This window comes from Pantoea sp. C8B4 (assembly GCF_051336905.1).
Taxonomy (GTDB): Bacteria; Pseudomonadota; Gammaproteobacteria; order Enterobacterales; family Enterobacteriaceae; genus Pantoea; species Pantoea rwandensis_B.
Genome location: NZ_JBGMNK010000001.1, coordinates 1 through 23,652, shown reverse-complemented (window position 1 = coordinate 23,652; position 23,652 = coordinate 1). Strand labels below are relative to the sequence as shown.

Here is a 23,652-nt window from a genome sequence, read left to right as displayed (position 1 = left end):
TCTTCCCCTAATTACCCTTTAATACGGCACAGCGCTTCCGCGCCTGCCTGCAGTGTTGCGTCGTCTTTCGCGAATGACAGGCGAATTAATTTATTGTCAGTGCCGTCCATATAAAACGCCGACAACGGAATGGTGGCCACACCGTGATCGACGATGAGACGTTTTACCATTTCACTGTCGCTTTCGTCACTGAAATGTCCGTAACTGGCCAACATAAAGAAGGATCCCGCGCTCGGCAGCAGTTTAAACGGCGAATCTTGCATCAATGACAGCAGACGATCGCGTTTTTCCTGATAGAACGGTGACAGCTGCAGGTAGTTTTGCGGATTCTGCAGATAGTGCGCAAAACCCACCTGCATCGGTGTATCGGCGGCGTACATCATGAACTGATGCACCTTTACAATCTCTTCCATCAGCGCGGCCGGTGCCAGCGCGTAACCCACACGCCAGCCGGTGACGTGGAACGTTTTGCCAAAGGAGGAAACGATCACGCTGCGCTGCGCCAGTTCCGGATGGGTAGCCATGCCGCAGTGGGCACGACCATCAAACAGAATGTGTTCATAGACTTCGTCGGACAGCACCACGATATCCGTGTTGCGGGTCAAGGCTGCCAGCTGTTCCAGGTCGGCTGGCGTCAGCACCTGTGCACTCGGATTGTGCGGGGTGTTGATAATGATCATGCGGGTGCGCGGCGTGATGGTGGCACGCAGCTCATCCCAGTTAATCGCAAAATCCGGCACCTGCAATTTCAGGCCAATCGGCGTTGCTCCCTGCAAACGTACCACTGGCGCATAGCTGTCGAACGCCGGCTCGAAGAAGATCACCTCGTCGCCAGGGTGCACCAGCGCAGAAATCGCCATGTAAATCCCCTGACTGGCGCTGCCGGTGATTAACACCTCGCTACCCGCATCGTAGCGCTGGCCATAAAGCGTCTCGACTTTTTCGGCCAGCGCTTCACGCAACGCGGGTAAACCGGTCAGAGAGGCATATTGGTTATGACCTTCGCGCATGGCTTTACTGACCAGCTCAACCAGATGGGGATCGCATGGAAAATTCGGCGCGCCCTGCGACAGGTTGATGGCTTTATGTTGTGCCGATAGCTGGCCGATGACGCTGAAAATCGTCGTGCCGACATCGGGCTGTTTGGAAGAGATGTTAACACTGCTATTCAAGGTCATCGTTGCTCCACAAGGTTGCATAACCACGTAAGGAAAGTAGATTTCTATTCAACGGCGTGACGCTTGAGTCGACAAGCGAATTGTTGTCATAATAGCCATGATTAAAAATCATAGCTTGAGGTCATTATGTCCCGCTCTGCACTACCGCTAAATGCCATCCATGCATTTCTGGTCACTGCACGTCATCTCAATCTGACGCGCGCGGCCAGTGAGTTGTGCATTACGCAGGGGGCGGTGAGCCGTAAAATCGCTACGCTGGAAAGCTGGCTGGGATTTCCGTTGTTTGCCCGTCATGCGCGCGGTCTGCATCTCACCGAACAAGGGGCGGCATTGTTGCCCGAACTGCAGCAAGGTTACGCCATGCTGGTGAACGCGACAGAGAAAGCCAGCCGCAGCAATGCCTCGATTCGTTTGAAAGCACCGACCTGTGCCATGCGCTGGCTGGTGCCGCGTTTGGTGGCACTGGAGCAACAGCGGCCAGAAATCCACGTAGCGCTCACCACCACGCTGGATCACGCTTCACAGTTGGAAAATTTTGATGCGGCAATTGTGTTTGGCACGCCCCCTGCTGGTTCCATTCGTTTATTTGATGAGCGATTGACGCCGGTTTTGGGCAGTAACGTCACGCCGCCCGTGAGCATCAGCGATTTGGCGAAGTTTACTTTTTTGCATCCCACCAATGATGCTCGCGACTGGCAAATGTGGCTGGCGGACCAGGCGGCGAAGGTGCCGATGGCACGCAATCAGCACTTTGCCACCATGGATCTTGCCATCAGCGCGGCGATTCAGGGCTTTGGTGCCACGGTGGCGGATGTGACACTGGTGCAAAATGATTTGGCGAATGGTCGCTTGATTGCCCCGTTTGCCAACAGCGTGGCCACCGGGGCAGCGTACAGCCTTTTACAGTGTGCAGAACAGGATGCGCCACCGTTCCTGCCGGATCTGGTGGCGTGGCTGTGTCAGCCTCAGAATGAAACCCACTCATCGGCGCTGGCCGACTTCGATTGAGCGACTGGCGTACTGGTTAGCAGCGGCCGGCGCAGAACGGTGCTGGCTGGCGCGGCCTGAGCTTTGCCTAACGGCGCACTGTCCGACAGACGGAATTTCGCGACAGAAGCCTGCAACTCTTCCGTTTGACGCTCCAGCGCGCTGGCCGCCGCAGAAACCTGCTCCACCAGCGAGGCGTTTTGCTGGGTCACGCTGTCCATTTCCGTGACGGCGGTGCCGACCTGCGAAATGCCCTTGCTCTGCTCTTCGGAGGCAGCCGCGATATGCTTCATGATCTCATTTACATCCTGTACCGACTTCAGAATATCGTTCATGGTGCTGCCCGCGCTGCTGACCAACGCAGAGCCTTTATCAACACGCTGGACGGAATCTTCAATCAGCGTGGCGATCTCTTTCGCCGCACCCGCACTGCGCTGTGCCAGATTACGTACTTCACTGGCCACTACCGCGAAACCACGGCCTTGTTCGCCCGCACGCGCAGCTTCAACAGCGGCGTTAAGGGCCAGGATATTGGTCTGGAAAGCAATGCTGTTGATCACGTTGGTGATCTCAGCGATTTTCTTCGAACTGCCGGAAATGCCCTGCATGGTGGTGACCACTTCCCCCACCAGACGGCCGCCCTGCTGTGCGGTGCCGGTGGCCGTTTCTGCCAGCGAGCTGGCCTGACGGGCGTTGTCGGCGTTGAATTTCACCGTTGCCGTGAGCTGCTCCATGCTGGCTGCCGTTTGCTCCAGCGCGGCCGCTTGCTCTTCAGTGCGTGAGGAGAGATCGTTATTACCGGATGAAATTTCTGCCGCCCCGCGATAGATATTCTCTGTTCCACTGCGAATGGCACTCACTGCTTCACGCAGACTGTCCTGCATCGCACGCAGCAGCGGCACCAGTTTGCCGACGCAGTTGCGACCAAAATCCTCTACTGGCTGGCTGAGATCGCCCTGCGCAATCACCGCGAAATGGTTGCGCACGCGCTCCAGCGGTTTCACCAGCATCGCCACCAGATAACGGTCGGTGAACAACAAAATGACAAGGCCGAACACCACGGCAACCAGAATAATCACCTTGGTAATATTGGTGAGTTTATCGACGGTGACACGGGTTTCATCCAGCTTAATGCCTGCAGCTTTATTGAACGCCTCCGCGCTGGTGCCAAAGGCGCGGCTTAGGGCGGGCGTCACGTTATTAGCCTGTGTGCGGTAAGCTTCAACAGTGCTCTGCTGTGCCAGCGACACCTGCGGCGCAATCCCCTCATCCAGCAATTTCTGCCAGCTGGCGATAACGCTGTTAACCGTTTCACTGTCCATCGGGCCGGGTGCCATCGCTTTGAATTGCACCAGCTGCGCTTTCATACTCTCCAGCGCCTGTTGCACCGGTGCGAATGCTTCCGCGCTCACTGCCGCGCCCGATGCACGCCCTTCCATCACGCGGGATAGACGCGTCACCACACGAAAATATTGATCGTTGCCTTTACTCAGTACCGTCATCTGATTAACCAGCTCACGGTCTATCTCATTCCCTTCGCCGAGGGCATTGAGCGAGTGCACGCTAAATAATCCGACACCGCACCACAGCAGGCAAAACAGCCCGAGAATAGTCAGCATGACGGCGCGAATAGTGAAGTTTTTTAAGATTCCCATACATAATCCCTTGGTGTGAAACGCGTAGGAGGCCCGATAAAATCGGGCATATTGCGTTTATCGGCAGTGGATTGGGAAAATGTAACGGTTTAATAAGCTAATTAATTGCTGTCTGCTTAAGAGGAATGGCTGCCATTGTTATCATTAATCAATCAGTTAACGCGTCATTTGCCTTAAGGATTCATTTGCGCAATTTCACTATTAGCCTGCTCATCAAAGCTTAACGTGGCTGCGCATCATGAGACGGAACAAACGCAGACGCCCACGCATAAAACGCGACTTCAACACCGCTTGCGGTTTACCCTGATCACCGAGGGCGAGTGTCAGGTCTTCACGGGGACGCCACACCGGCCAGTCGATTTGGCCCTGCAACTGATAGCTAAACTCACTGGCATCCCGGGCGAAGGTCACCCAATAGGTACTGACCATGTCGGCAAAGCGCTTATCTGCGGCAGTGTAATCCCGCTCAGGCAGCGGTTTAAGCGAGGTCAGCGTGTTGAATACATAGGGGATTTCGTTGCCATGCCAGGTGCCATGTGGATAGAGATCGCGGGCATTCTCTGACACATAGTCGAACCAGTATCGCCAGGCAGGCATGCCAATACTGTGTTGAGACTGCGCCACCAGTAACGGGATCACGGTAAACGCCATGTCTCGCGCCACTGACCGGCCCAGTAAGGTATCGTCGTGAATATCGTATAGCCATTTCATCAGGCCATAGCTCAGGCGATTTTTGCGACGAATTTGCTGTAACACCGTTGCAGGATCCACACCAAAATAATCCAGTACGCTGGCTTCATCACTGTTACTTCCCACCATCAACGGCACCCGATGCTGTTTACCGGCCATAAAGGTTTCGAGCATCGGTTTGGGGAGCACCGCATCACCGCTGATTGCCACCGGACCTAATCCCAGTGGACGTTGCAGCGGCCAGAATTGATCGGCAGGTAACTGACGAAGCTGTTCAGCAGAGGCGTGATCCGGCAGGCCAAAATGCGCTGCAACCTGTTTACCGATTTGTTGCGCCCTCCTGCGCGGCACATCCGGCAAGCTGTATGCACTCTGGACAATGCCTTTGTGGAACAGCCCTTCAGCCAGCGGAGAACAGCACAAAGACAACACGCTGCGCGCACCCGATGATTCACCAAACAGCGTGATATTGTGGCGATCGCCGCCAAAGGCAGGAATATTGCGTTGAACCCATTGCAGCGCAGCGATTTGATCCAGCAAGGCAAAGTTATTCACCACCGCTTCTTGCGGGTATTCAGCATCCAGCGCCGGATGGGCGAAAAAGCCAAAGTGGCCAAGTCGATAATTGAGCGTGACCACGACGACGCCCTGCGCGGCTAAGGCTTTGCCACGATAGGGATCAAGACTACCTGCGCCGATGGTAAAGCCCCCGCCGTGCAGCCACACCATCACCGGCAAGGGACGGGAGGGCTCAACGTCTGGCGTCCAGATATTCAGGTACAGACAATCCTCATTGAACCGGCCCGGATCGCCGCCACCCACTGCCACGCAATAATCCCGGTTTTGCCAGCTGGCATCCCCCCATTGCGTGGCTTCACGTACTTCTTGCCAAGGCGCAACCGGCTGTGGCGGACGCCAGCGCAGTGCGCCCACAGGCGGTGCGGCGTAAGGTATTCCCTTGAAGACAAAAAGATCATCGTCAATCAGGCCTCTGAGCTCACCCTCTGCGGTCATGATCCTCAGACGTCGTTCGTTTTTCATCTCGGGTTCCCAGATCAAGCTTGGTTCCATTATTTGCAGGCCTTGAGCGAATGTCCATGTTCTGAAAGCATTTGCAGATTAAGCCGAATATGCTTTCGATCCATTGAACATCTCCATCAAATTTTTTGGCTAACCCTGGCATGGCGAATTGCTTTAAGGTTACAAGTTAACCTGGCGAGACGGAGAAGCGCGATGTTTGGTGGTATCAACCAGATGTTCAATCGGATGAGCGATCACCCGGACTTCGGTAAACTGCTGTTACGTCTGACGTTTGGCGGCCTGCTGCTGTTTCATGGCGAATTCAAAGTGATGCATGGCGTCGACTGGATCGCCCATCTGCTGGCCGTTAAAGGCATGCCAGGTTTCATCGCTTACGGTGCTTACATCGGGGAAATAGTGGCACCTGTTATGGTGATCATCGGTTTAATGACGCGCCCTGCGGCCTTCATTATCGCGGTGAACATGGTTGTTGCGACCTTGCTGGTAAAAATGGGCGCAGTCTGGCATCGCACAGATGTTGGCGCCTGGTCTCTGGAAACAGAGGCTCTTTATCTGCTTGGCGCACTCGCCATCATGTTTTTGGGTGCCGGGAAGTACACGCTGGTGCGTGATTCGCGCTTGCAATAAAAATCAAAAGAAATGAAGCCGGTCTGCTGAAGTGGTGATGCCACTTCACAGACCGGTTTTCTTATGCCGCTAACGGATACCGCAACGTGCCAGGCTGCGCTGCTGCATCTGCTGATACAACGCCATCTCATCCTGCACCGCTGCGCCTAACGCGGCTTCAAAATCCGCCCTGCTGGCATTGCCCGCGCTGCGTGCGTGCGTTTCGTCGCCTAAATTAGACTGGAATATCCCCGCTGCACTCACTGGCAGGAAATCTTCATACACAATCGGTTCTGCCTGCACCCGCCCCTCAGCGAGGAGTTGGGCCAGGGTTTCCCCCATTTGCGGAGGATGCTGGGTGCCCTTAGCGGTCAAACGGTAGCGGAACCACGCCAGTTCCTGTTCACGCAAGGCTTCTTCATCATCAGGGAAATCACGAAACACTGCGCTCAGATGCTGTTGATGATGCTGGTTATCGCTGCCGGTGCCTGCTTCCGCCAACAGACGGTCGTACAGTGTACGTCCTTTGGGGGTCAGTGCCGCGCCGCGCTGCTCAATCTCGCCAAAGCGCGCAGTATGGGTGCCGGGAGTGCCGTCATTAAAATGCACTGCCTCTTCCAGCGCTTTAAAGCTGGTTTGACGTAACAGGATCGGCACCTCGCGCCGTGGTGGCCCCTCAATAAGGGTTTTGGGATCGATGCCGCGCGAGGGCATCAAGGTTTGCACGCGATCGATATCCAGCGTGCGCGGCGTCAGATGGTTGATGTGGCACCCCTGGAAGCACACCACATCGGCGATCAATCGATGTTGCTGACTCAGTGCGCGGTAGGTCACGCTGTCCACGGTGGTTTGGGCATGCCAGCGGAAGGTTTCCAGCGCCTCTTTGACAAAACGCGCCGCGTCCGCAGCATTCAAACCGCCCTGCTGTTGATGTTGAGCGATCAATGCGCGACAACCCGGCGTGAAAATATCGCGCGCGGCCAAAATAGTTGCGGCTTTTTCCCTTAGCGCGGCGTCATCAATCAGTTCCAGCCGTAACAGAGAGGTAAACACGCGGAATGGATTGCGGCGCAATGCGCTGTCAGTGACCGGACGGAACGCGGTGGAGTGAACCGGCACCCCCGCTTGCGAGAGATCGTAATATCCCACCGGTTCCATTCCCATCACCGCAAACATCTGGCGCAGTGTGCTGAGTTCTTCTGCCGTTCCCACGCGAATCGCACCGTGACGTTCCACACTGAGTCGGTCCAGTTCATCGGCGGCGGCGAGACGGTTTTTTAAAGCGGGTTGTGCTTCCAGCGTACGTTCATTCACGGCCGTGACCAGTTGCGTCAGGGTGCCATATTGCGGCACTTCCTGCTGATACATACTGGACATCGCTTGCGAGAACAGCGTGCGAATCGCATCGCTGGTGAGAAAGTTTTCCATGGTCATCACCTCGGCGTTAAGGGTTGTTGCTAATGTAGATCAACCCTTTATCGCCGTGGAGGAATTTCGTGGAACTGTGACCGCCTTGTCACTCAGCCCGGTCTGACGGGTCACCAAAGCGACATTTCAGGGCCAGCATGATCGTGGTGAGCACCGCTGGAATCGCCAGCAACAGGAAGATTTGGCTGAACGACCACCCGAGCGAAAGGAGTTCTGCGCCGACAAAAGCACTCATAATCGCGCCGACGCGGCCCACACCGTGCATCCAGCTGGAACCGGTCGCACGCGCGTGCGTAGGGTAATAGCTGGCCGACAGCGCATTCATGCCGGTGTTGGCGCCGTTAAAGCAGAAGCCGCTAAAGAAGGCGATGGCACTCATTAATCCCACTTCCGCCGGAGAGAAGCCGAGCGCGACAATCGCAATACCGCCACAGAAGTAGATCACCGCCAGCGCGATATTGGCATTGATGCGATCCATCAGCCAGCCAGCAAACAGCGAACCTACCGTGCCGCCCGCCTGGTACATCGCCGTAACGATGGCGGCTTCCGTCACCGACATTCCCAGCGTGTTGATCAGCGAGGGCATCCAGCTGCCAATCAGATAGACGAGGAACAGCCCCATAAAGTAGCCGCCCCATAACATCAGGCTGCCGAAGAGATAACGCCGCGATACCACCGTCGCCACTGCGCCACGCCGCACGACAACCTGTTCAGTGGACTGGTAATGGCTGTTCGGCTCAACGACGCCAGGCAGCATGCGATCCAAAATGGCATGAATACGTGCAGCAGGTGCACGACGGCTAATCAGGAAGCGCACGGATTCCGGTAAGCCGCGCAGCAGGAAAGGCAACACAATCAGCGGCAAGACGCCACCCATCAACATCACGGAGTGCCAGTCATAGCGAGGCAACAGCCAGGAAGCCGCAAATCCGCCCGATGCGGCACCAAAGGTGAAACCGCAGAACACCACGGTAATAATGAAGGAACGTCGACGCTCTGGAGCATACTCTGCTACCAGCGTGCCAACGTTTGGCATGGCTGCACCGAGGCCAAGGCCGGTGAGAAAACGGAACAACATCATTTGATCGATGTTTTGCGCCATGGCGGTTGCCAGCGTCCACAAGCCAAAAAAACCCACGCTGAGCAGTATCATCACACGCCGCCCGTAGCGATCGGCCAATGGCCCCGCCACCATGGCACCTAAGGCCAGGCCAATCAGCGCGGCGCTGATCACCATGCCAAGCTGATGATTAGTGACGCCCCAACTGGCTTTCAATGTCGGAGCGATAAAGCCCATCAGCGCGATGTCCATGCCATCCAGCGCAACAACGATGAAGCACAGCGCAATCAGGCGTTTTTGCCAACGGCTAAGCGCACTCTGATTAATCAGCTGGCGAACATCTACGGCTTCAACGGTGGTCACGGATCAACTCCTGCACATTCATCGTTTAATCATCAGTTTTGGTAAAAAAAACGGCGCTAATGATAGCTCATCGTTAACAATAACGGGCAGGATTTTTAGGTGTAAGTGAGAATTATTCAAATTATGCGAGATTAAGCGCTTGATATTGCAATAGGTGATAATTTTGCACTGACGCTGATTTTTACTAATTCGATTTAAAACATCAGGTTAGCAATTTCAGGGGTTTTGTTAATATAATTTTGCAGTGAAGTTAACATAATTCCAGTTTTCCCATTGCCGCCATCAGGTAAAAGTCATTATGTTTGAGGCTATGGACAAAAATTCCCTTTTCAATCAGCGCATTCGCTTGCGCCATTTACACACCTTTGTTGCGGTTGCGCAGCAAGGCACGCTGGGGCGCGCGGCAGAGACACTCAATCTCAGCCAGCCTGCGCTCTCAAAAACCCTGAATGAACTGGAAGAACTGGCTGGTGCGCGTCTGTTTGAACGTGGCCGTCTCGGTGCCCAATTAACGACGCTCGGCGAGCAATTTCTTGTCCATGCGGTAAAAGTGCTGGATGCACTTAACCATGCGGGCCAAAGCTTTAATGCCCCACAACCAGGCCGACCGGTCGTGATTCGTCTCGGCGCGCTCACCACCGCGGCAATGGGCATGCTGCCACAGATTCTCGATCGCTTTCATGAGCAACAGCCGAACACCACGGTACAAGTGGCGACATTACATAATAATGTTCTGCTGGCTGGGTTGCGCGCGGGTGAGTTTGATATTGGCATTGGGCGCATGGCCGACAGTGAAATGATGGCGGGTCTGAGTTATGAATTGCTATTCCTTGAATCGCTTAAACTGGTTGTACGCCCGGAACACCCGCTCCTCAGTGACAATGTCACGTTATCCCGCGCGATGCAGTGGCCGGTGGTGATATCGCCGGAGGGCACTGCCCCGCGCCGTATCGCTCAACATATGCTGGACGAGCAAGGTTGTGCGCTTCCCGCTAATTGTGTTGAAACCTCATCCACTTCGCTGGCGCGTCAGCTGGCCCTGCGTTATGACTATGTGTGGTTTGTCCCCTCAGGCGCTATCAAGGAAGATCTAAGCCACAATGCCGTGATTGCCCTGCCGATTAACTCTCCAGGGCCGGGAGAGCCGGTGGGGATTATCACCCGCAGCGGCAGTCATCTCAGCCTGAGTGCTGAAGTGTTGCTGGCGACCATTCGCAAATTTCACACCTGATTAGCGACTGCGTTTGGCGTGGCGCTCTCGATTATCCAGCCGCGCCTGATCCGTTTTTCTTAAACTGACATACAACGCCCCGGCACCTCCGTGCTGGGGCTGCGCCACGCAAAAGCTTTGCACCTCGTCAAACTGCGTCAGCCAGCGAGCCAGATAACTGCGTACGATATTGGCATGCGCTTCATCATCACGGCCTTTGCCGTGGATAATCAGCAAATTGCGTAGCCCCTGCTTGCGTGCCTGCAGCATGAAACTGAACAATGACTTTCGACAGGTTTCTACCGGCTGACGCAGCAGGTTCAGGCTGGCGTCCAGGGAATATTTCCCCAGCCGCAACTTATCCAGCACACCTTGTTGAATCCCTTCTGTTTTGTATTCCAGCGGAGTCGTCAGCGGGATGATGTCAAGAAAGCCCCGCGTGAGGAAATTTTCCTGTTCGTCATTGGCTTGCGTCGGGCGCGGCGCTTTGGTTGAAGGGGAACGCAACCATTGGGTATTGGCACAATCTTTCAGTGGCGTCACATCGCCCATGGCATCCCGGAAAAGGTTTTCATCGTCTAGGTTCATGGTGTTTTCTCACGCCTGGTGGTTTGCTGAGCGCAAGTTGCCGCTCAAAAACAAAATAGTAGCAAAGGATTTTTGGCATCACATCTGTCACTTTTTGCGCTAAGACAAGTTGTGACCAGATGTAAATATGGCAACAAAACGTTCCAGGTCAAAAAATAATGTCAGGCAAACCTTGCGCAAACTCAGGTATACCCTACGTTAGTGGGGGTTTAAGGGGAATTACTGCTCGGATGAGTTCCCTTAACGCGTAAAAATGTTAAAATTGACGGCAGTCAATAATCATCGAGCGTACCTATATGATCCCGGAAAAACGCAGCATTCGACGTATTCAGTCTGGCGGTTGTGCCATTCACTGTCAGGATTGCAGTATCAGCCAGTTGTGTATCCCTTTCACACTGAACGAGCATGAGCTGGATCAGCTGGACAATATCATTGAGCGCAAAAAGCCGATTCAGAAAGGTCAGACGTTGTTCAAAGCCGGTGATGAACTGAAATCGCTTTACGCTATCCGCTCCGGCACTATCAAAAGCTATACCATCACTGAACAGGGTGATGAGCAAATCACCGGTTTCCATCTGGCTGGGGATTTAGTGGGCTTTGATGCGATTGTCGGCGCGCATCACCCCAGTTTTGCTCAGGCGCTGGAAACGGCAATGGTGTGTGAAATTCCTTTCGAAACCCTTGACGATCTCTCCGGTAAAATGCCGGCACTGCGTCAGCAGATGATGCGTCTGATGAGCGGTGAGATTAAAGGCGATCAGGACATGATCCTGCTGCTCTCGAAGAAAAACGCGGAAGAGCGTCTGGCGGCCTTTGTCTGGAATCTGTCCCGCCGCTTTGGTCAACGTGGTTTTTCTCAACGCGAGTTCCGCCTGACCATGACGCGTGGGGACATTGGTAACTACCTGGGACTAACCGTAGAAACCATCAGCCGTCTGCTGGGCCGCTTCCAGAAAAGTGGCATGCTGGCAGTGAAAGGCAAATATATCACCATCGAGAACCATGCGTTGCTGGCAGAACTGGCAGGTCAGACTGAACAAGCTGCGTGATTCTATGCCGGGTCGATAAATGTTAGTTTATTGATCCGGCAACAACTTTTCCCCTTCTGCCCCGCGCCAACTTAGGCTATCTTTAATCCAACTTGCTTTGGTTTGAGGAGATTGCCCTATGTCCCGGTACCAAAATATTCTGGTGGCGATTGACGCCCAGCAGGACGATCAACCCGCGTTACGTCGTGCGGTGTATCTGAATCAACGTATCGGCGGAAAAATCAAAGCTTTTCTGCCTATCTACGACTTCTCCTATGAAATGACCACCTTGTTGTCGCCTGATGAACGTTCCAACATGCGTAAAGGCGTCATCAGTCAGCGTACTGAATGGATTCGTCAACAGGCCCACGCCTATCTTGAGGCGGGTGTTGATATTGAAATTAAAGTGGTGTGGCATAATCGCCCTTATGAAGCGATCATTCAGGAAGTGATGGCGCACCAGCACGACCTGGTGTTGAAAATGGCCCACCAGCACGATCGCCTCGAAGCGGTGATTTTTACCCCAACTGACTGGCATCTGCTGCGTAAATGCCCCTGCCCGGCGTGGATGGTGAAAGATCAGCCATGGCCAGAAGGAGGCAGAGCCGTTGTGGCGGTCAATCTGGCCAGTGAAGAGCCCCATCACGATGAGTTAAATCAAAAGCTGATTCGTGAAACGGTGCTGCTGGCTGATATGGTCAATCATACTGAAGTGCACCTTGTCGGTGCTTATCCCATCACGCCAATCAATATCGCTATTGAACTCCCCGACTTTGACCCCAGCGTGTATAACGATGCGATTCGCGGACAACATCTGGTGGCGATGAAAGCGTTACGCCAGAAATTCTCCATCGGCGAAGAGTTTACGCATGTGGCAAAAGGCTTGCCGGAGGAAGTGATACCGGATATCGCCTCTCATCTGGAGGCGGGGATTGTGGTACTCGGCACCATCGGCCGCACTGGCCTTTCAGCCGCGTTCCTCGGGAATACCGCAGAGCAGGTTATCGATCATCTGCGTTGTGATTTGCTGGCAATCAAACCGGACGATTTCAAATCGCCGATTGATTATGACGATGAAGAAGACGAAGACGATTAAAACAACAAAGGCGACCAGATGGTCGCCTTTTTTAATCGCAATACAGATTACAGCGCGCGCAGGATACCTTCTACACTCGCCTTCGCATCACCAAACAACATTTGCGTGTTGTCTTTGAAGAACAGCGGGTTCTGTACCCCGGCGTAACCGGTATTCATTGAACGTTTAAACACGATAACGTTCTGCGCTTTCCACACTTCCAGTACGGGCATACCCGCGATTGGGCTGCGCGGATCTTCCTGCGCCGCCGGGTTAACGGTGTCATTGGCACCGATCACCAGCACGGTATCGGTATCGCTGAAATCATCGTTAATCTCGTCCATTTCCAGCACCACGTCATACGGCACTTTGGCTTCAGCCAGCAACACGTTCATGTGGCCAGGCAAACGACCGGCAACCGGATGGATCCCGAAACGCACTTTGATGCCACGCGCACGCAGTTTCTCGGTGATTTCCGCCACCGGGTACTGCGCCTGCGCCACCGCCATGCCGTAGCCAGGCGTGATGATCACTGACGTTGAACCTTTCAGCAGTTCTGCAGTGTCTTCTGCCGTGATTTCACGGTGTTCACCCTCTTCTTCGCTTTCGCCACCGACACTCACATCGGTGCCAAAACCACCTGCAATAACGCTAATGAACGAGCGGTTCATCGCCTTACACATAATGTAGGACAGAATCGCACCCGAAGAACCCACTAACGCACCGGTGACAATCAGCAGGTCATTGCTAAGCATAAAGCCCGCCGCCGCCGCAGCCCAACCGGAGTAAGAGTTCAGCATCGACACCACAACCGGCATATCCGCACCGCCAATGGAGGCGACCAGGTGCCAGCCGAAGACCAGAGCAATGACGGTCATCAGCAGTAAGGCAACCACTTGTGAACCGGTACTATTCGTCTGCACAAACCACAGCATCAGCAGGAAAGAAACCACCAGCGCAGCCAGATTCATCTTATGACGATGTGGCAGCATCAACGCTTTAGAAGAGATCTTGCCGCGCAGTTTGCCAAACGCCACGATAGAACCGGTGAAGGTCACCGCACCGATAAAGATGCCAAGGAACACTTCCGTCAGATGGATATTTTCCATCACCGGCGCCAGACCGGGTGCATGATCGAGGTAGCTGTTGAAGCCCACCAGAACGGCAGCCAGACCCACGAAGCTGTGCAGAATCGCCACCAGCTCTGGCATTTCAGTCATCTCGACTTTCTTCGCCAGACGCACACCGATTGCGCCACCGATCACCATCGCCAACAGAATCCACGCCACGTTGCCGCTGTTGGGACCAAAGATGGTCGCCAGCAGCGCAATCGCCATGCCACTGACTCCAAAGATGTTACCCTGCTTTGACGTCTCGTGTTTTGAGAGGCCGGCCAGGCTGAAAATAAACAGAATTGCGGCAACAATGTATGCTGCAGTCACTAATCCGCCAGACATGTTGTTACCCCTTAATTCTTACGAAACATTTTCAGCATGCGCTGGGTGACGGTGAATCCACCGAAGATATTGATGCTGGCAATCAGTACAGCGACGAAGGCAAGGAAAGTCACCCAACCGCCGTGGCCCATTTGCAGCACCGCACCCACCACAATAATGCCGGAAATGGCGTTAGTGACGGACATTAATGGCGTATGCAATGCATGGCTGACGTTCCACACCACGTAGTAACCGACGACGCAAGAGAGCGCGAAGACCGTAAAGTGGGACAGGAACTCAGGCGGTGCCACGTTGGCCAGACAGGCGAACAGCACCACAGCCAATGCCAGCAACAGATATTTGCGCCACGGTGAAACCGGTTTGGCTTCCACTTTTGCTTTTGGCTCAATGGCTGCCTGCGCGGCTTTCGGCGCCGCTGATACCTGAATCGGCGGTGCTGGCCAGGTGACTTCGCCTTCACGAATCACCGTGACGCCGCGCACGACGACGTCATCGAAGTCGACGGTGATTTCGCCGTTCTTCTCTTTGCACAGCAGTTTCAGCAGGTTAACCAGGTTAGTGCCATACAGCTGAGAAGATTGCGTTGGCAGACGGCTAGGCAGATCGGTATAACCGATGATCTTCACGCCGTTGCGGGTCAACGTCACCTGATCGGCTACCGTCAAATCACAGTTACCGCCGGTGGCTGCCGCCAGATCGACAATCACGCTACCCGGCTTCATGCTGGCAACCATTTCAGCGGTAATCAGCTTCGGTGCCGGTTTGCCTGGGATCAACGCGGTGGTTACGATGATATCGACTTCTTTCGCCTGCGCGGCAAACAGTTCCATCTCCGCCTTAATAAAGGCTTCTGACATCACTTTGGCATAGCCATCGCCACTGCCGGCTTCCTCTTCGAAATCCAGCTCAAGGAACTCGGCGCCCATACTCTGCACCTGTTCCTTCACTTCTGGACGGGTATCGAACGCACGAACGATAGCCCCAAGGCTGCCCGCTGCACCGATTGCCGCCAGACCCGCCACGCCCGCGCCGATAATCATCACTTTCGCCGGTGGTACTTTACCTGCTGCGGTGATTTGCCCGGTAAAGAAGCGGCCAAATTCATGCGCAGCTTCAACAATGGCACGGTAACCGGCGATGTTCGCCATGGAACTCAGTGCATCCAGTGCCTGGGCACGGGAAATACGTGGTACAGAATCCATCGCCATGACGGTGACGTTACGCGCGGCCAGTTTTTCTAGCAGCGCCGGATTTTGTGCTGGCCAGATAAAGCTCACTAAGGTGCTGCCCGCGCGAGTCAGTTCGATCTCCTGATCGTCTGGCGCATTCACTTTCAACACAATGTCAGACTGCCAGACACTTTCGGTGTTGCTGACAGTGGCACCAGCGGCGATAAAGCTCTCATCGTCAAAACTTGCGCGAATACCAGCGCCCTGCTCGACCGTGACGCTGAATCCCAGCTTGATCAGTTGCTCAACAGTCTTTGGCGTTGCAGCAACGCGCGACTCATTGGCTAACCGCTCTTTGGGTATCCCAATTAACATACTGTTTCCTTTCAACAATTAAAGGATGAGGTTCTGTAAGTGGCACAAGCCCATAAGGCTGAAACAGCGTTTCAGCTTTTTATGAGCAAAATGCGCAATGTAACAAAGTCTTTATAACCTACTGAAAATGTGAAAAGTGATCCACAGCGATAACGCACACTTATGACATTCACACTAATATTCAGATGCAAAGATTGAATGCCACGTTTTGCCACTAGTTTTGCGACATAATAAAAAATATTCTGCTGCGCAAAATCGTGTCATGTCGAATTTAGTGTTTTTAAAAACCTTTATTTAACAATACTTTAACTATTATGATGCTATGTGTTACCAGAATAAGTGGTAAAGCGGTCAAAAAAAAGCCATAGCATAGGTAAATGACATGTCGATGAATAATTTGCGGAGATTGTCAATCTTATGCGCATAAATTGGCTGAGACAGGTTGATTATTACATGCAATAATCAGCGGCTAATCTGTTATACATCAAGAGTCCAGCACGTTTTCGTACTCATTTTGCGTAAGGCGAAGGATCATTTTTATGAAGCTGAAGAACACCATTCTGGCGACCACCTTGTTATCACTGTTGGCAGCAAATGCATTTGCCGCCAAAGAGTTGACGCCAGAACAAGCGGCCGCGTTGAAGCCATTCAAACGTATTAATATCAACGGTCGCTTTAATGCTATTGGCGATGCCACCGATGCCATCTCCAAAGCAGCCGATGAAAAAGGCGCTGACTCCTTCTATGTGCAGGGTATCAACGATACTAACGGTAACGGCGGCAACTGGCGCGTCACCGCAGATTTGTACAAAGCGAATGCCCCTAAAGCGGATGAGTCCACTCAATACCGTAAGTTCAGCGGTGTTAAAGAACTGCCGAAAGCGGAAGCCTATCGTTTAGAGCCATTCGACACGGTTTCCGTCAATGGCTTTTTCTCCAGCCAGCCTGATGTGAATGAAGCGATTGCTAAAAAAGCGAAAGACAAAGGCGCAGCTTCCTTCTTTATTGTGCGTCAGGTTGATGCCAACAACGGCGGCAACCAGTACGTGACGGCTTATGTTTATAAAGCCGATGCACCAGAGCGCAAAGTGCAGAGCGTCTCCGATTCCATCCCAGCTGATTCTGAAGCCGGTAAAGCCGCTTTAGCCGCGGGCGGTGCAGAAGCGAAGAAAGTGGCTATCCCTGGCGTTGCCTCTTCTGATACGCCAAGTCGTAGCGTAGGCCGTTTCTTTGAAACGCAAAGCTCCACCGGTGAACGTTATACGGTGAAACTGGCGGATGGCCGTAGCGTGCAGGAAGTGAATGCGATTACTGCGGCACAGATGCAGCCGTTTGATACCATCACCTTCTCTGACCACTTCGGTACGCCAACAGAGATCTCTGATGCTGTGGGCAAACGTGCCGTGGAAAAAGGTGCGAAGTACTATCACATCACGCGTCAGTGGTCGAACCAAAGCGGTGGCAACCTGACCGTGACCGCGGATCTGTTCAAGTAATTCGCTTGCGGGGCGGCTTTCGTCGCCCTGCTCATCTGTTTGCATAGTCTGTGCGCAGATCTGCATAATCCTGCATTGCCTTCCCTTTTCGCTCTCCGTAAAATCCTTCGCCTGTTTTCAGGGTATTCCGTTTCAAAATCGGCCAATTGCCACGTTACACTCCAGCGGAATCGTCACTACCCAGCATACTCTGCTGTCCAGGAATGGTGTTTTGGATAAAAAATTAGGTCTGAGCGCGCTCACCGCGCTGGTACTCAGCTCCATGCTCGGTGCGGGTGTATTTAGCCTGCCGCAAAATATGGCTGCCGTCGCCGGTCCCGCTGCACTGCTGATTGGCTGGCTGATCACCGGTGTCGGCATTCTGTTTCTCGCGATGGCCATGCTGCTGCTGACGCGCTTAAAACCCGAACTGGACGGCGGGATTTTTACCTATGCACGCGCCGGATTTGGTGAGGTAGTCGGATTTTGTTCCGCATGGGGTTACTGGCTCTGTGCGGTCATCGCCAACGTTTCTTATCTGGTGATTGTCTTTTCGGCGCTGAGTTTCTTCACCGATTCGCCTGACCAAGTGGTATTTGGCGATGGCAATACCTGGCAAGCGATGCTCGGTGCGTCGGTACTTTTATGGCTGGTGCACTGGCTGGTGTTACGAGGCGTGCAAACAGCTGCCAGCATCAACCTGCTCGCTACCCTGGGGAAACTGGTACCGCTGCTGCTGTTTGTGGTGTTGGCTTTGCTCGCATTTAACTACCACCGCTTCCACTTTGACTTCAGCGGCGTCGCGCTAGGTCAGCCACTGTGGCAGCAAGTCAAGCAGACCATGTTGATTACCTTGTGGGTCTTCATTGGTGTGGAAGGCGCCGTGGTAGTCTCCGCGCGGGCACGTCATAAGAAAGATGTGGGACGCGCCACCATGCTGGCGGTTATCGCGGCACTGCTGGTTTACTTACTGGTGACCCTGCTTGCACTGGGCGTGGTGCCCCGTGCAGAGCTGGCGCAAATGCGAAATCCCTCCATGGCCGGCTTGATGCAGCATCTGTTGGGGCATTGGGGTAATACGGTGATTGCGGTGGGTCTGATTATTTCCGTGTGTGGCGCGTATTTAAGCTGGACAATTATGGCGGCAGAAGTCCCTTTTCTGGCGGCACAGCAAGGGGCTTTTCCCCGCAGCATTGCGCGACAGAATCGTCACAATTCGCCAGCCGCTTCGTTGTGGCTCACCAACGGCAGCGTGCAGGTTTGTCTGATCCTGATTGCGGTCACTGGCGCGGATTACAATACGCTGCTGACCATCGCGTCAGAGATGATTCTGGTGCCATATCTACTGGTGGGTCTGTATTTAATTAAAGCGGTTCGCGGACAAAAAAATCCGCTGGCGATGTCGGTCGGAGTCGGTGCCAGTGCTTATGGATTCTGGCTGCTTTATGCTTCAGGTCCGCTGCATCTGCTGCTGTCTGTGGTGCTGTACGCGCCGGGATTACTGCTGTTCCTGTACGCGCGACGCGGCGGCCGTGGCAACAAAGTGCTAACACAACTTGAGCGCATCGCGATTGGATTACTGATTGCGGCAGCACTGCCAGCGATGTGGCAGCTAACGCAGTAATTAGTGAGGTTGAACCGGGATTGAGACGCACAGCAGGTCATCCTGCTGTGTCAGATTCAACGCTTTACGGTATTCCTGATGAATCGCGTCCAGCTGGTCTTCTGACAACGGATAAGGCAGTTGGATGTCAAAACGGCTGATGTGCTGTTGTTCCGCGAGGGTAATCAGTCGTGCGATATTTATCTCGTCACTGACCTGCGTTGAAATGATTTGTAATGCTAATTCTTTCAAATGATCGTCACTTGCGGCTAAGCCGTGAGCTGACTTGCGCGTGACCATGCCAAAAATCGGCATCACGCCGTAAATAGCGTCAACGAAACTCCAGCGTTTTTTGCAGGAAGCAGAAAGAAAATCGCTGTAATTGAAGCAGATGCGGTCACTGTATCCGGCTGAAGCCAGCTCTTTATCAGACACCCTCGCACTCCTCCTGGTTTTCGTTACGGTTCCGAACCTTGCGCTACAATGCGCGGCTAATAATGGCACATTTCACGGTAAACATACCAGTCAGCCAGGGATATTTCGTGCGATAGCGTAGAGCTCAGGACCAGGAAAAGTTATGCTGATGCCATTCTCATCACTCGCAGTGAAATATGAACAGAATTGTCTATGTGGAAGATGAGCCGGAAGTCGGCGAACTGATCGCCGCCTACCTTGGCCGCCACGATATTGAAGTGACTGTAGAAACGCGCGGTGACCGCGCTGAAGCCACTATTCTCAACGCCGATCCCGACCTGGTGCTGCTGGATATCATGTTGCCAGGCAAAGATGGTATGACCGTCTGTCGCGATTTGCGTGCGCACTGGTCTGGGCCGATTGTGCTGCTGACATCGCTGGACAGCGACATGAACCACATTCTGGCGCTGGAAATGGGTGCCAATGACTACATTCTGAAAACCACACCGCCCGCTGTTTTGCTGGCACGTTTGCGCCTGCATCTGCGTCAGGCGCAGGGTTCCCAGCCCGAAGTCGCGCCAGCCATTCAGAGTTCGCAACGGGTGCTGCGTTTTGGTTCGCTGACCATTGACTCCCTCAATCGCCAGGTAACGCTGTTTGATGAAAACATCACCCTCTCCACCGCCGATTTTGATCTGCTGTGGGAGCTGGCCACGCATGCAGGCCAGATTCTGAATCGTGATGCGTTGCTGAAAACCTTGCGAGGGGTGAGCTATGACGGCATGGATCGCAGTATTGATGTGGCGATATCTCGCCTGCGCAAAAAACTGTATGACAGTGCCACCGAGCCGTTTCGTATCAAAACCATCCGCAATAAAGGTTACCTGTTCGCGCCTCAGGCCTGGGATACCCGCTCCGCATGAGAAAACTCTTTATCCAGTTCTATCTGCTGCTGTTCGTCTGCTTTCTGGTGATGACCTTGCTGGTGGGGCTGGTCTACAAGTTCACCGCTGAGCGTGCGGGCCGCCAGTCAATGAACGATTTGATGGCGAGTTCGCTGTTTTTAATGCGCAGTGAATTGCGTGAGATTCCCCCGCGTGACTGGAATAAAACCATCCGCAATCTCGATCTCGACTTGTCGTTTGAGCTGCATATCGAACCGATGAGTAAATATCAGCTGGATGAGCCTGATATGCGCCGCCTGCGCGCCGGTGAGATCGTCGCACTTGACGATCAATACACCTTCCTGCAGCACATACCGCGCAGCCATTATGTGCTGTCGGTCGGCCCGATCCCTTATCTGTTTTATCTGCATCAAATGCGCATTCTGGATATCGCGCTGTTGGCGTTTATCGGTATGTCTTTGGCGCTGCCGGTGTTTATCTGGCTACGACCGCACTGGCAGGAGATGCAGCGGCTGGAAAAAGCCGCGCAACGTTTTGGTCGCGGTGAGTTGGATGTGCGTACCCATTTTGAAAGTACCTCGAGTCTGCACAGCCTTGGCGTGGCGTTTAACCAGATGGCGGACAATATCAATACGCTGGTCGCCAGCAAAAAACAGCTGATTGATGGCATCGCCCACGAGTTAAGGACACCGCTGGTTCGACTGCGCTATCGCCTGGAAATGAGCGATAACCTCAGTGACGCCGAGTCCGCTGCGTTGAACCGCGATGTCGGCCAGTTAGAGAGTCTGATAGAAGAGCTGTTGACCTATGCGCGCCTCGACCGCCCGCGTGTCGATCTCAACCTTCAATCGTTTGATTTGGCGCAGTGGCTGCGAGTGCACATCGAAGATGTACAAACCATGAATCCGCAGGCACATATCGCCCTGGATATTCCGCAACTTGAGAATGTGGGATCCGCCGATACCCGTCTGATGGAGCGCGTTCTGGACAATCTGGTGAACAATGCGCTGCGTTATGCCCAGCAGCGGCTGCGCGTTAGCCTGTGGTTTGACGGCGCCATTGGTAATTTACAGGTCGAAGATGATGGGCCGGGTATCCCCCCCGAAGAACGCGCGCGCGTGTTCGAACCTTTTGTTCGTCTCGATCCCAGTCGGGATCGCGCGACCGGTGGCTGCGGGCTTGGGCTGGCAATTGTCCACTCCATTGCCCAGGCACTGCAGGGACATGTCACTATTGAGAGCAGTCCGCTTGGTGGCGCCTGCGTTCGCTTCTGCTGGCCGGTTGATCTACCCTTGCGAGATATTTCGCCCCGTTTACCGTCATAAGGAGCTTTAATTGTGACTTCTGCTTATCAGGAACTTAGCAAAACTTTCCAGCGCCTGGCGCGCTTTGGCCACCTTGGGGCTATCGCCGGTGTCGATATGCAAACCACGATGCCACCCGGCGGCAGCCAGGCGCGCGGTGAAGCCATGGCGGAACTCAGCGTGTTTATGCATGAACTGTTGACCGATAAACGCCTCGGCGGCCTGTTCGATGCCGCTCAGCAGGAATCGTTGAACGATGTTGAGCAAGCTAACCTGAGCGAAATGCAGCGTGCCTGGCAACAGGCAACGATTCTGCCCGCTTCATTAGTCGAAGCCAAATCGCTGGCTGGTTCGCGTTGTGAGCATGCCTGGCGCCAACAGCGCCCCGCCAATGACTGGCAAGGCTTCTCAGCTAACCTGAAAGAAGTGGTGAAACTCAGCCGTGAAGAAGCACAACTGCGCGCCGATGCACTGGGTGTGTCTCGGTATGACGCGCTGCTGGATGTGTTCGAACCCGGCATGACCAGTGCGCAACTCGACAGTACCTTTGGCGAGTTGAAAAGCTGGCTGCCCGCGCTGCTGCAAAAAGCCATCGAGAAGCAACAGAAAACCGCCATCGCGGCGCCGGTGGGTCCCTTTGCCATTGAAGCGCAAAAGCAACTCGGTTTGAGTGTGATGAAAACACTGGGCTTCGATTTCAACCATGGCCGCCTGGATGTCAGCGCTCACCCCTTCTGTGGTGGCGTGCCAGAAGATGTGCGCATTACCACACGTTACAATGAGAACGATTTCCTGAGTGCGATGATGGGCGTGATCCACGAAACCGGCCACGCACGTTACGAGCAGAATTTACCGCAGCAATGGCGTGGACAACCAGTGGCACATGCGCGATCGACCGCCATGCATGAATCACAAAGCCTGTTTATGGAGATGCAGTTGGGCCGCAGCAAGGCGTTCCTGCAGCATATTCATCCGCAGGTCGTCGCCTTGATGGGTGACCAGCCCGCATTGGCGCTGGATAACTTTGTTCGTCAGACACAACGCGTGAAACCGGGCTTTATCCGCGTGGATGCCGATGAACTGAGCTATCCCGCTCATGTGATCCTGCGTTACGAAATCGAACGTGCGTTGATTGAAGGCGAGATTGAAGTTGATGACATCCCCGCGCTGTGGGATGAGAAAATGCAGCAATCTCTGGGGATGGATACGCGTGGCAACTACCGCGATGGCTGCATGCAAGACATTCACTGGACCGATGGCGCCTTTGGTTACTTCCCAACGTACACGCTGGGTGCCATGTACGCCGCCCAGTTGTTCCAGGCGGTGAAACGCGCTATCCCACAAGTGGATGATCTGATCCGTAACGGGGAGTTGCAGCCGGTGTTTGATTGGTTACAGCAGAACATCTGGCAGCACGGCAGCCGCTTCCCGACGCAGCAACTGTTGGTGAATGCCACGGGTGAAACACTGAATCCGCACTATTTCCGTCAACACCTTGAACAACGCTATCTCTCTGAGTAAACTGCGCGGCGGCCTGATGGGCCGCCCTTTTCACTTCCTTTACCCGCCTTTGTACATTCCGTTACACGCCGATACCAATGCCTCACGGAAAGACCGAATTGTTTTTCATATAGTTCTTTCACCGGCCCCGCAGTGGGCTACACATGAAAAAATAGTTCGAGGATTTTGCGATGAAAAAATTAGTTGCACTGGTGATCGCCGCTGCTATGGGTATGTCTTCTGTTGCTTTCGCTGCTGAGACCACTACAGCTGCTCCGGCTGCTGCCGCTACCACTACCGCAGCACCTGTTAAGCACAAAGCAGTTCATCATAAGAAAGTTGCCCAGAAAGCTCAGGCAGCTAAGAAACACAAAAAAGTAGCGAAGAAAGCACCAGCGGCTCAGAAAGCTCAGGCTGCTAAAAAGCACCACAAAAAAGCAACCAAGCCAGCTGCACAGAAAGCCCAGGCTGCTAAAAAGCACCACAAAAAAGCAACCAAGCCAGCTGCACAGAAAGCCCAGGCTGCTAAAAAGCACCACAA

General features: G+C 53.9%; 20 protein-coding genes. 11 read left to right on the top strand and 9 right to left on the bottom strand.

Annotation, left to right across the window (positions count from 1 at the left end; all coding sequences use genetic code 11):
• Positions 1-11: 11 nt before the first annotated feature.
• On the bottom strand, positions 12-1,178 hold the full coding sequence (locus ACCW76_RS00100; protein ID WP_436337367.1) for a methionine aminotransferase: 1,167 nt from the start codon (positions 1,176-1,178) through the stop codon (positions 12-14).
• A gap of 126 nt (positions 1,179-1,304) precedes the next feature.
• Here ACCW76_RS00100 and ACCW76_RS00095 point away from each other — a divergent pair, with 126 nt between their 5' ends.
• Positions 1,305-2,186: a LysR substrate-binding domain-containing protein gene (locus tag ACCW76_RS00095; RefSeq protein ID WP_038646856.1), complete on the top strand. Its 882-nt coding sequence runs from the start codon at positions 1,305-1,307 to the stop codon at positions 2,184-2,186.
• Here ACCW76_RS00095 and ACCW76_RS00090 read toward each other — a convergent pair.
• Both ACCW76_RS00090 and ACCW76_RS00085 read right to left on the bottom strand, forming a co-directional pair.
• Entirely contained in the window at positions 2,144-3,820 is a 1,677-nt protein-coding gene (locus ACCW76_RS00090; protein ID WP_436337366.1) for a methyl-accepting chemotaxis protein, read from the bottom strand. The genes ACCW76_RS00095 and ACCW76_RS00090 overlap by 43 nt on opposite strands.
• 213 nt (positions 3,821-4,033) lie before the next feature.
• Complete coding sequence (locus ACCW76_RS00085) at positions 4,034-5,551, bottom strand: carboxylesterase/lipase family protein (RefSeq protein WP_436337365.1); 1,518 nt, start codon at positions 5,549-5,551, stop codon at positions 4,034-4,036.
• Positions 5,552-5,743: 192 nt separating this feature from the next.
• Between ACCW76_RS00085 and ACCW76_RS00080 the strand changes: the two genes are divergently transcribed.
• Positions 5,744-6,178: a DoxX family protein gene (locus ACCW76_RS00080; RefSeq protein ID WP_045814209.1), complete on the top strand. Its 435-nt coding sequence runs from the start codon at positions 5,744-5,746 to the stop codon at positions 6,176-6,178.
• Positions 6,179-6,247: 69 nt separating this feature from the next.
• Here ACCW76_RS00080 and hglS read toward each other — a convergent pair whose 3' ends face one another.
• The gene (gene hglS, locus ACCW76_RS00075) at positions 6,248-7,585 is read right to left on the bottom strand and encodes a 2-oxoadipate dioxygenase/decarboxylase HglS (RefSeq protein ID WP_436337364.1); all 1,338 of its coding nucleotides are present in this window, start codon (positions 7,583-7,585) and stop codon (positions 6,248-6,250) included.
• Positions 7,586-7,673: 88 nt separating this feature from the next.
• Positions 7,674-9,008: an MFS transporter gene (locus ACCW76_RS00070; protein WP_160867384.1), complete on the bottom strand. Its 1,335-nt coding sequence runs from the start codon at positions 9,006-9,008 to the stop codon at positions 7,674-7,676.
• Between the two features lie 310 nt (positions 9,009-9,318).
• Between ACCW76_RS00070 and ACCW76_RS00065 the strand changes: the two genes are divergently transcribed.
• Entirely contained in the window at positions 9,319-10,239 is a 921-nt protein-coding gene (locus ACCW76_RS00065; RefSeq protein WP_034830936.1) for a LysR substrate-binding domain-containing protein, read from the top strand.
• On the opposite strand, the gene smrA is transcribed toward ACCW76_RS00065, so the two are convergent.
• Positions 10,240-10,806 carry a DNA endonuclease SmrA gene (gene smrA / locus ACCW76_RS00060; RefSeq protein WP_436337363.1) on the bottom strand — a complete coding sequence of 189 codons (567 nt, stop codon included), beginning with the start codon at positions 10,804-10,806 and terminating at the stop codon, positions 10,240-10,242.
• Positions 10,807-11,102: 296 nt separating this feature from the next.
• Between smrA and ACCW76_RS00055 the strand changes: the two genes are divergently transcribed.
• A complete protein-coding gene (locus tag ACCW76_RS00055; RefSeq protein WP_034830913.1) occupies positions 11,103-11,855 on the top strand; it encodes an FNR family transcription factor in 753 nt (250 codons plus the stop codon).
• Positions 11,856-11,973: 118 nt separating this feature from the next.
• Entirely contained in the window at positions 11,974-12,930 is a 957-nt protein-coding gene (gene uspE, locus ACCW76_RS00050) for a universal stress protein UspE (protein WP_436337362.1), read from the top strand.
• Positions 12,931-12,977: 47 nt separating this feature from the next.
• On the opposite strand, the gene pntB is transcribed toward uspE, so the two are convergent.
• Both pntB and pntA read right to left on the bottom strand, forming a co-directional pair.
• On the bottom strand, positions 12,978-14,366 hold the full coding sequence (gene pntB, locus ACCW76_RS00045; protein ID WP_038646844.1) for a Re/Si-specific NAD(P)(+) transhydrogenase subunit beta: 1,389 nt from the start codon (positions 14,364-14,366) through the stop codon (positions 12,978-12,980).
• Between the two features lie 11 nt (positions 14,367-14,377).
• Positions 14,378-15,910, bottom strand: coding sequence for a Re/Si-specific NAD(P)(+) transhydrogenase subunit alpha (gene pntA / locus ACCW76_RS00040; protein WP_436337361.1), 1,533 nt, complete (start codon positions 15,908-15,910; stop codon positions 14,378-14,380).
• Positions 15,911-16,449: 539 nt separating this feature from the next.
• Here pntA and ydgH point away from each other — a divergent pair.
• Entirely contained in the window at positions 16,450-17,406 is a 957-nt protein-coding gene (ydgH, locus tag ACCW76_RS00035) for a DUF1471 family protein YdgH (protein WP_038646839.1), read from the top strand.
• Positions 17,407-17,617: 211 nt separating this feature from the next.
• Positions 17,618-19,009 (top strand): basic amino acid/polyamine antiporter, encoded by a 1,392-nt coding sequence (locus tag ACCW76_RS00030; RefSeq protein ID WP_436337360.1) that lies wholly within the window; start codon positions 17,618-17,620, stop codon positions 19,007-19,009.
• On the opposite strand, the gene ACCW76_RS00025 is transcribed toward ACCW76_RS00030, so the two are convergent.
• On the bottom strand, positions 19,010-19,423 hold the full coding sequence (locus tag ACCW76_RS00025) for a hypothetical protein (protein WP_038646835.1): 414 nt from the start codon (positions 19,421-19,423) through the stop codon (positions 19,010-19,012).
• 176 nt (positions 19,424-19,599) lie between these two features.
• Between ACCW76_RS00025 and rstA the strand changes: the two genes are divergently transcribed.
• The 4 genes from rstA to asr form a co-directional block, all read left to right on the top strand.
• Complete coding sequence (gene rstA, locus ACCW76_RS00020; protein ID WP_038646832.1) at positions 19,600-20,325, top strand: two-component system response regulator RstA; 726 nt, start codon at positions 19,600-19,602, stop codon at positions 20,323-20,325.
• Complete coding sequence (rstB, locus tag ACCW76_RS00015; RefSeq protein WP_045833346.1) at positions 20,322-21,632, top strand: two-component system sensor histidine kinase RstB; 1,311 nt, start codon at positions 20,322-20,324, stop codon at positions 21,630-21,632. Before rstA ends, rstB begins: the two co-directional genes overlap by 4 nt.
• Before the next feature lie 12 nt (positions 21,633-21,644).
• Positions 21,645-23,132: a carboxypeptidase M32 gene (locus ACCW76_RS00010; protein WP_436337359.1), complete on the top strand. Its 1,488-nt coding sequence runs from the start codon at positions 21,645-21,647 to the stop codon at positions 23,130-23,132.
• Between the two features lie 170 nt (positions 23,133-23,302).
• On the top strand, positions 23,303-23,652 hold a 350-nt coding region (asr, locus tag ACCW76_RS00005; protein ID WP_436337358.1), incomplete at its 3' end, for an acid resistance repetitive basic protein Asr.

Coding starts and splice junctions, on each gene's coding strand:
- pntA (WP_436337361.1), bottom strand. CDS start 15,910: ATGTTAATTGGGATACCCAAAGAGCGGTTAGCCAATGAGTCGCGCGTT.
- uspE (WP_436337362.1), top strand. CDS start 11,974: ATGTCCCGGTACCAAAATATTCTGGTGGCGATTGACGCCCAGCAGGAC.
- ACCW76_RS00065 (WP_034830936.1), top strand. CDS start 9,319: ATGGACAAAAATTCCCTTTTCAATCAGCGCATTCGCTTGCGCCATTTA.
- pntB (WP_038646844.1), bottom strand. CDS start 14,366: ATGTCTGGCGGATTAGTGACTGCAGCATACATTGTTGCCGCAATTCTG.
- ydgH (WP_038646839.1), top strand. CDS start 16,450: ATGAAGCTGAAGAACACCATTCTGGCGACCACCTTGTTATCACTGTTG.
- ACCW76_RS00095 (WP_038646856.1), top strand. CDS start 1,305: ATGTCCCGCTCTGCACTACCGCTAAATGCCATCCATGCATTTCTGGTC.
- smrA (WP_436337363.1), bottom strand. CDS start 10,806: ATGAACCTAGACGATGAAAACCTTTTCCGGGATGCCATGGGCGATGTG.
- rstA (WP_038646832.1), top strand. CDS start 19,600: ATGAACAGAATTGTCTATGTGGAAGATGAGCCGGAAGTCGGCGAACTG.
- ACCW76_RS00080 (WP_045814209.1), top strand. CDS start 5,744: ATGTTTGGTGGTATCAACCAGATGTTCAATCGGATGAGCGATCACCCG.
- ACCW76_RS00055 (WP_034830913.1), top strand. CDS start 11,103: ATGATCCCGGAAAAACGCAGCATTCGACGTATTCAGTCTGGCGGTTGT.
- hglS (WP_436337364.1), bottom strand. CDS start 7,585: ATGGAAAACTTTCTCACCAGCGATGCGATTCGCACGCTGTTCTCGCAA.
- ACCW76_RS00090 (WP_436337366.1), bottom strand. CDS start 3,820: ATGGGAATCTTAAAAAACTTCACTATTCGCGCCGTCATGCTGACTATT.
- ACCW76_RS00100 (WP_436337367.1), bottom strand. CDS start 1,178: ATGACCTTGAATAGCAGTGTTAACATCTCTTCCAAACAGCCCGATGTC.
- rstB (WP_045833346.1), top strand. CDS start 20,322: ATGAGAAAACTCTTTATCCAGTTCTATCTGCTGCTGTTCGTCTGCTTT.
- ACCW76_RS00085 (WP_436337365.1), bottom strand. CDS start 5,551: ATGAAAAACGAACGACGTCTGAGGATCATGACCGCAGAGGGTGAGCTC.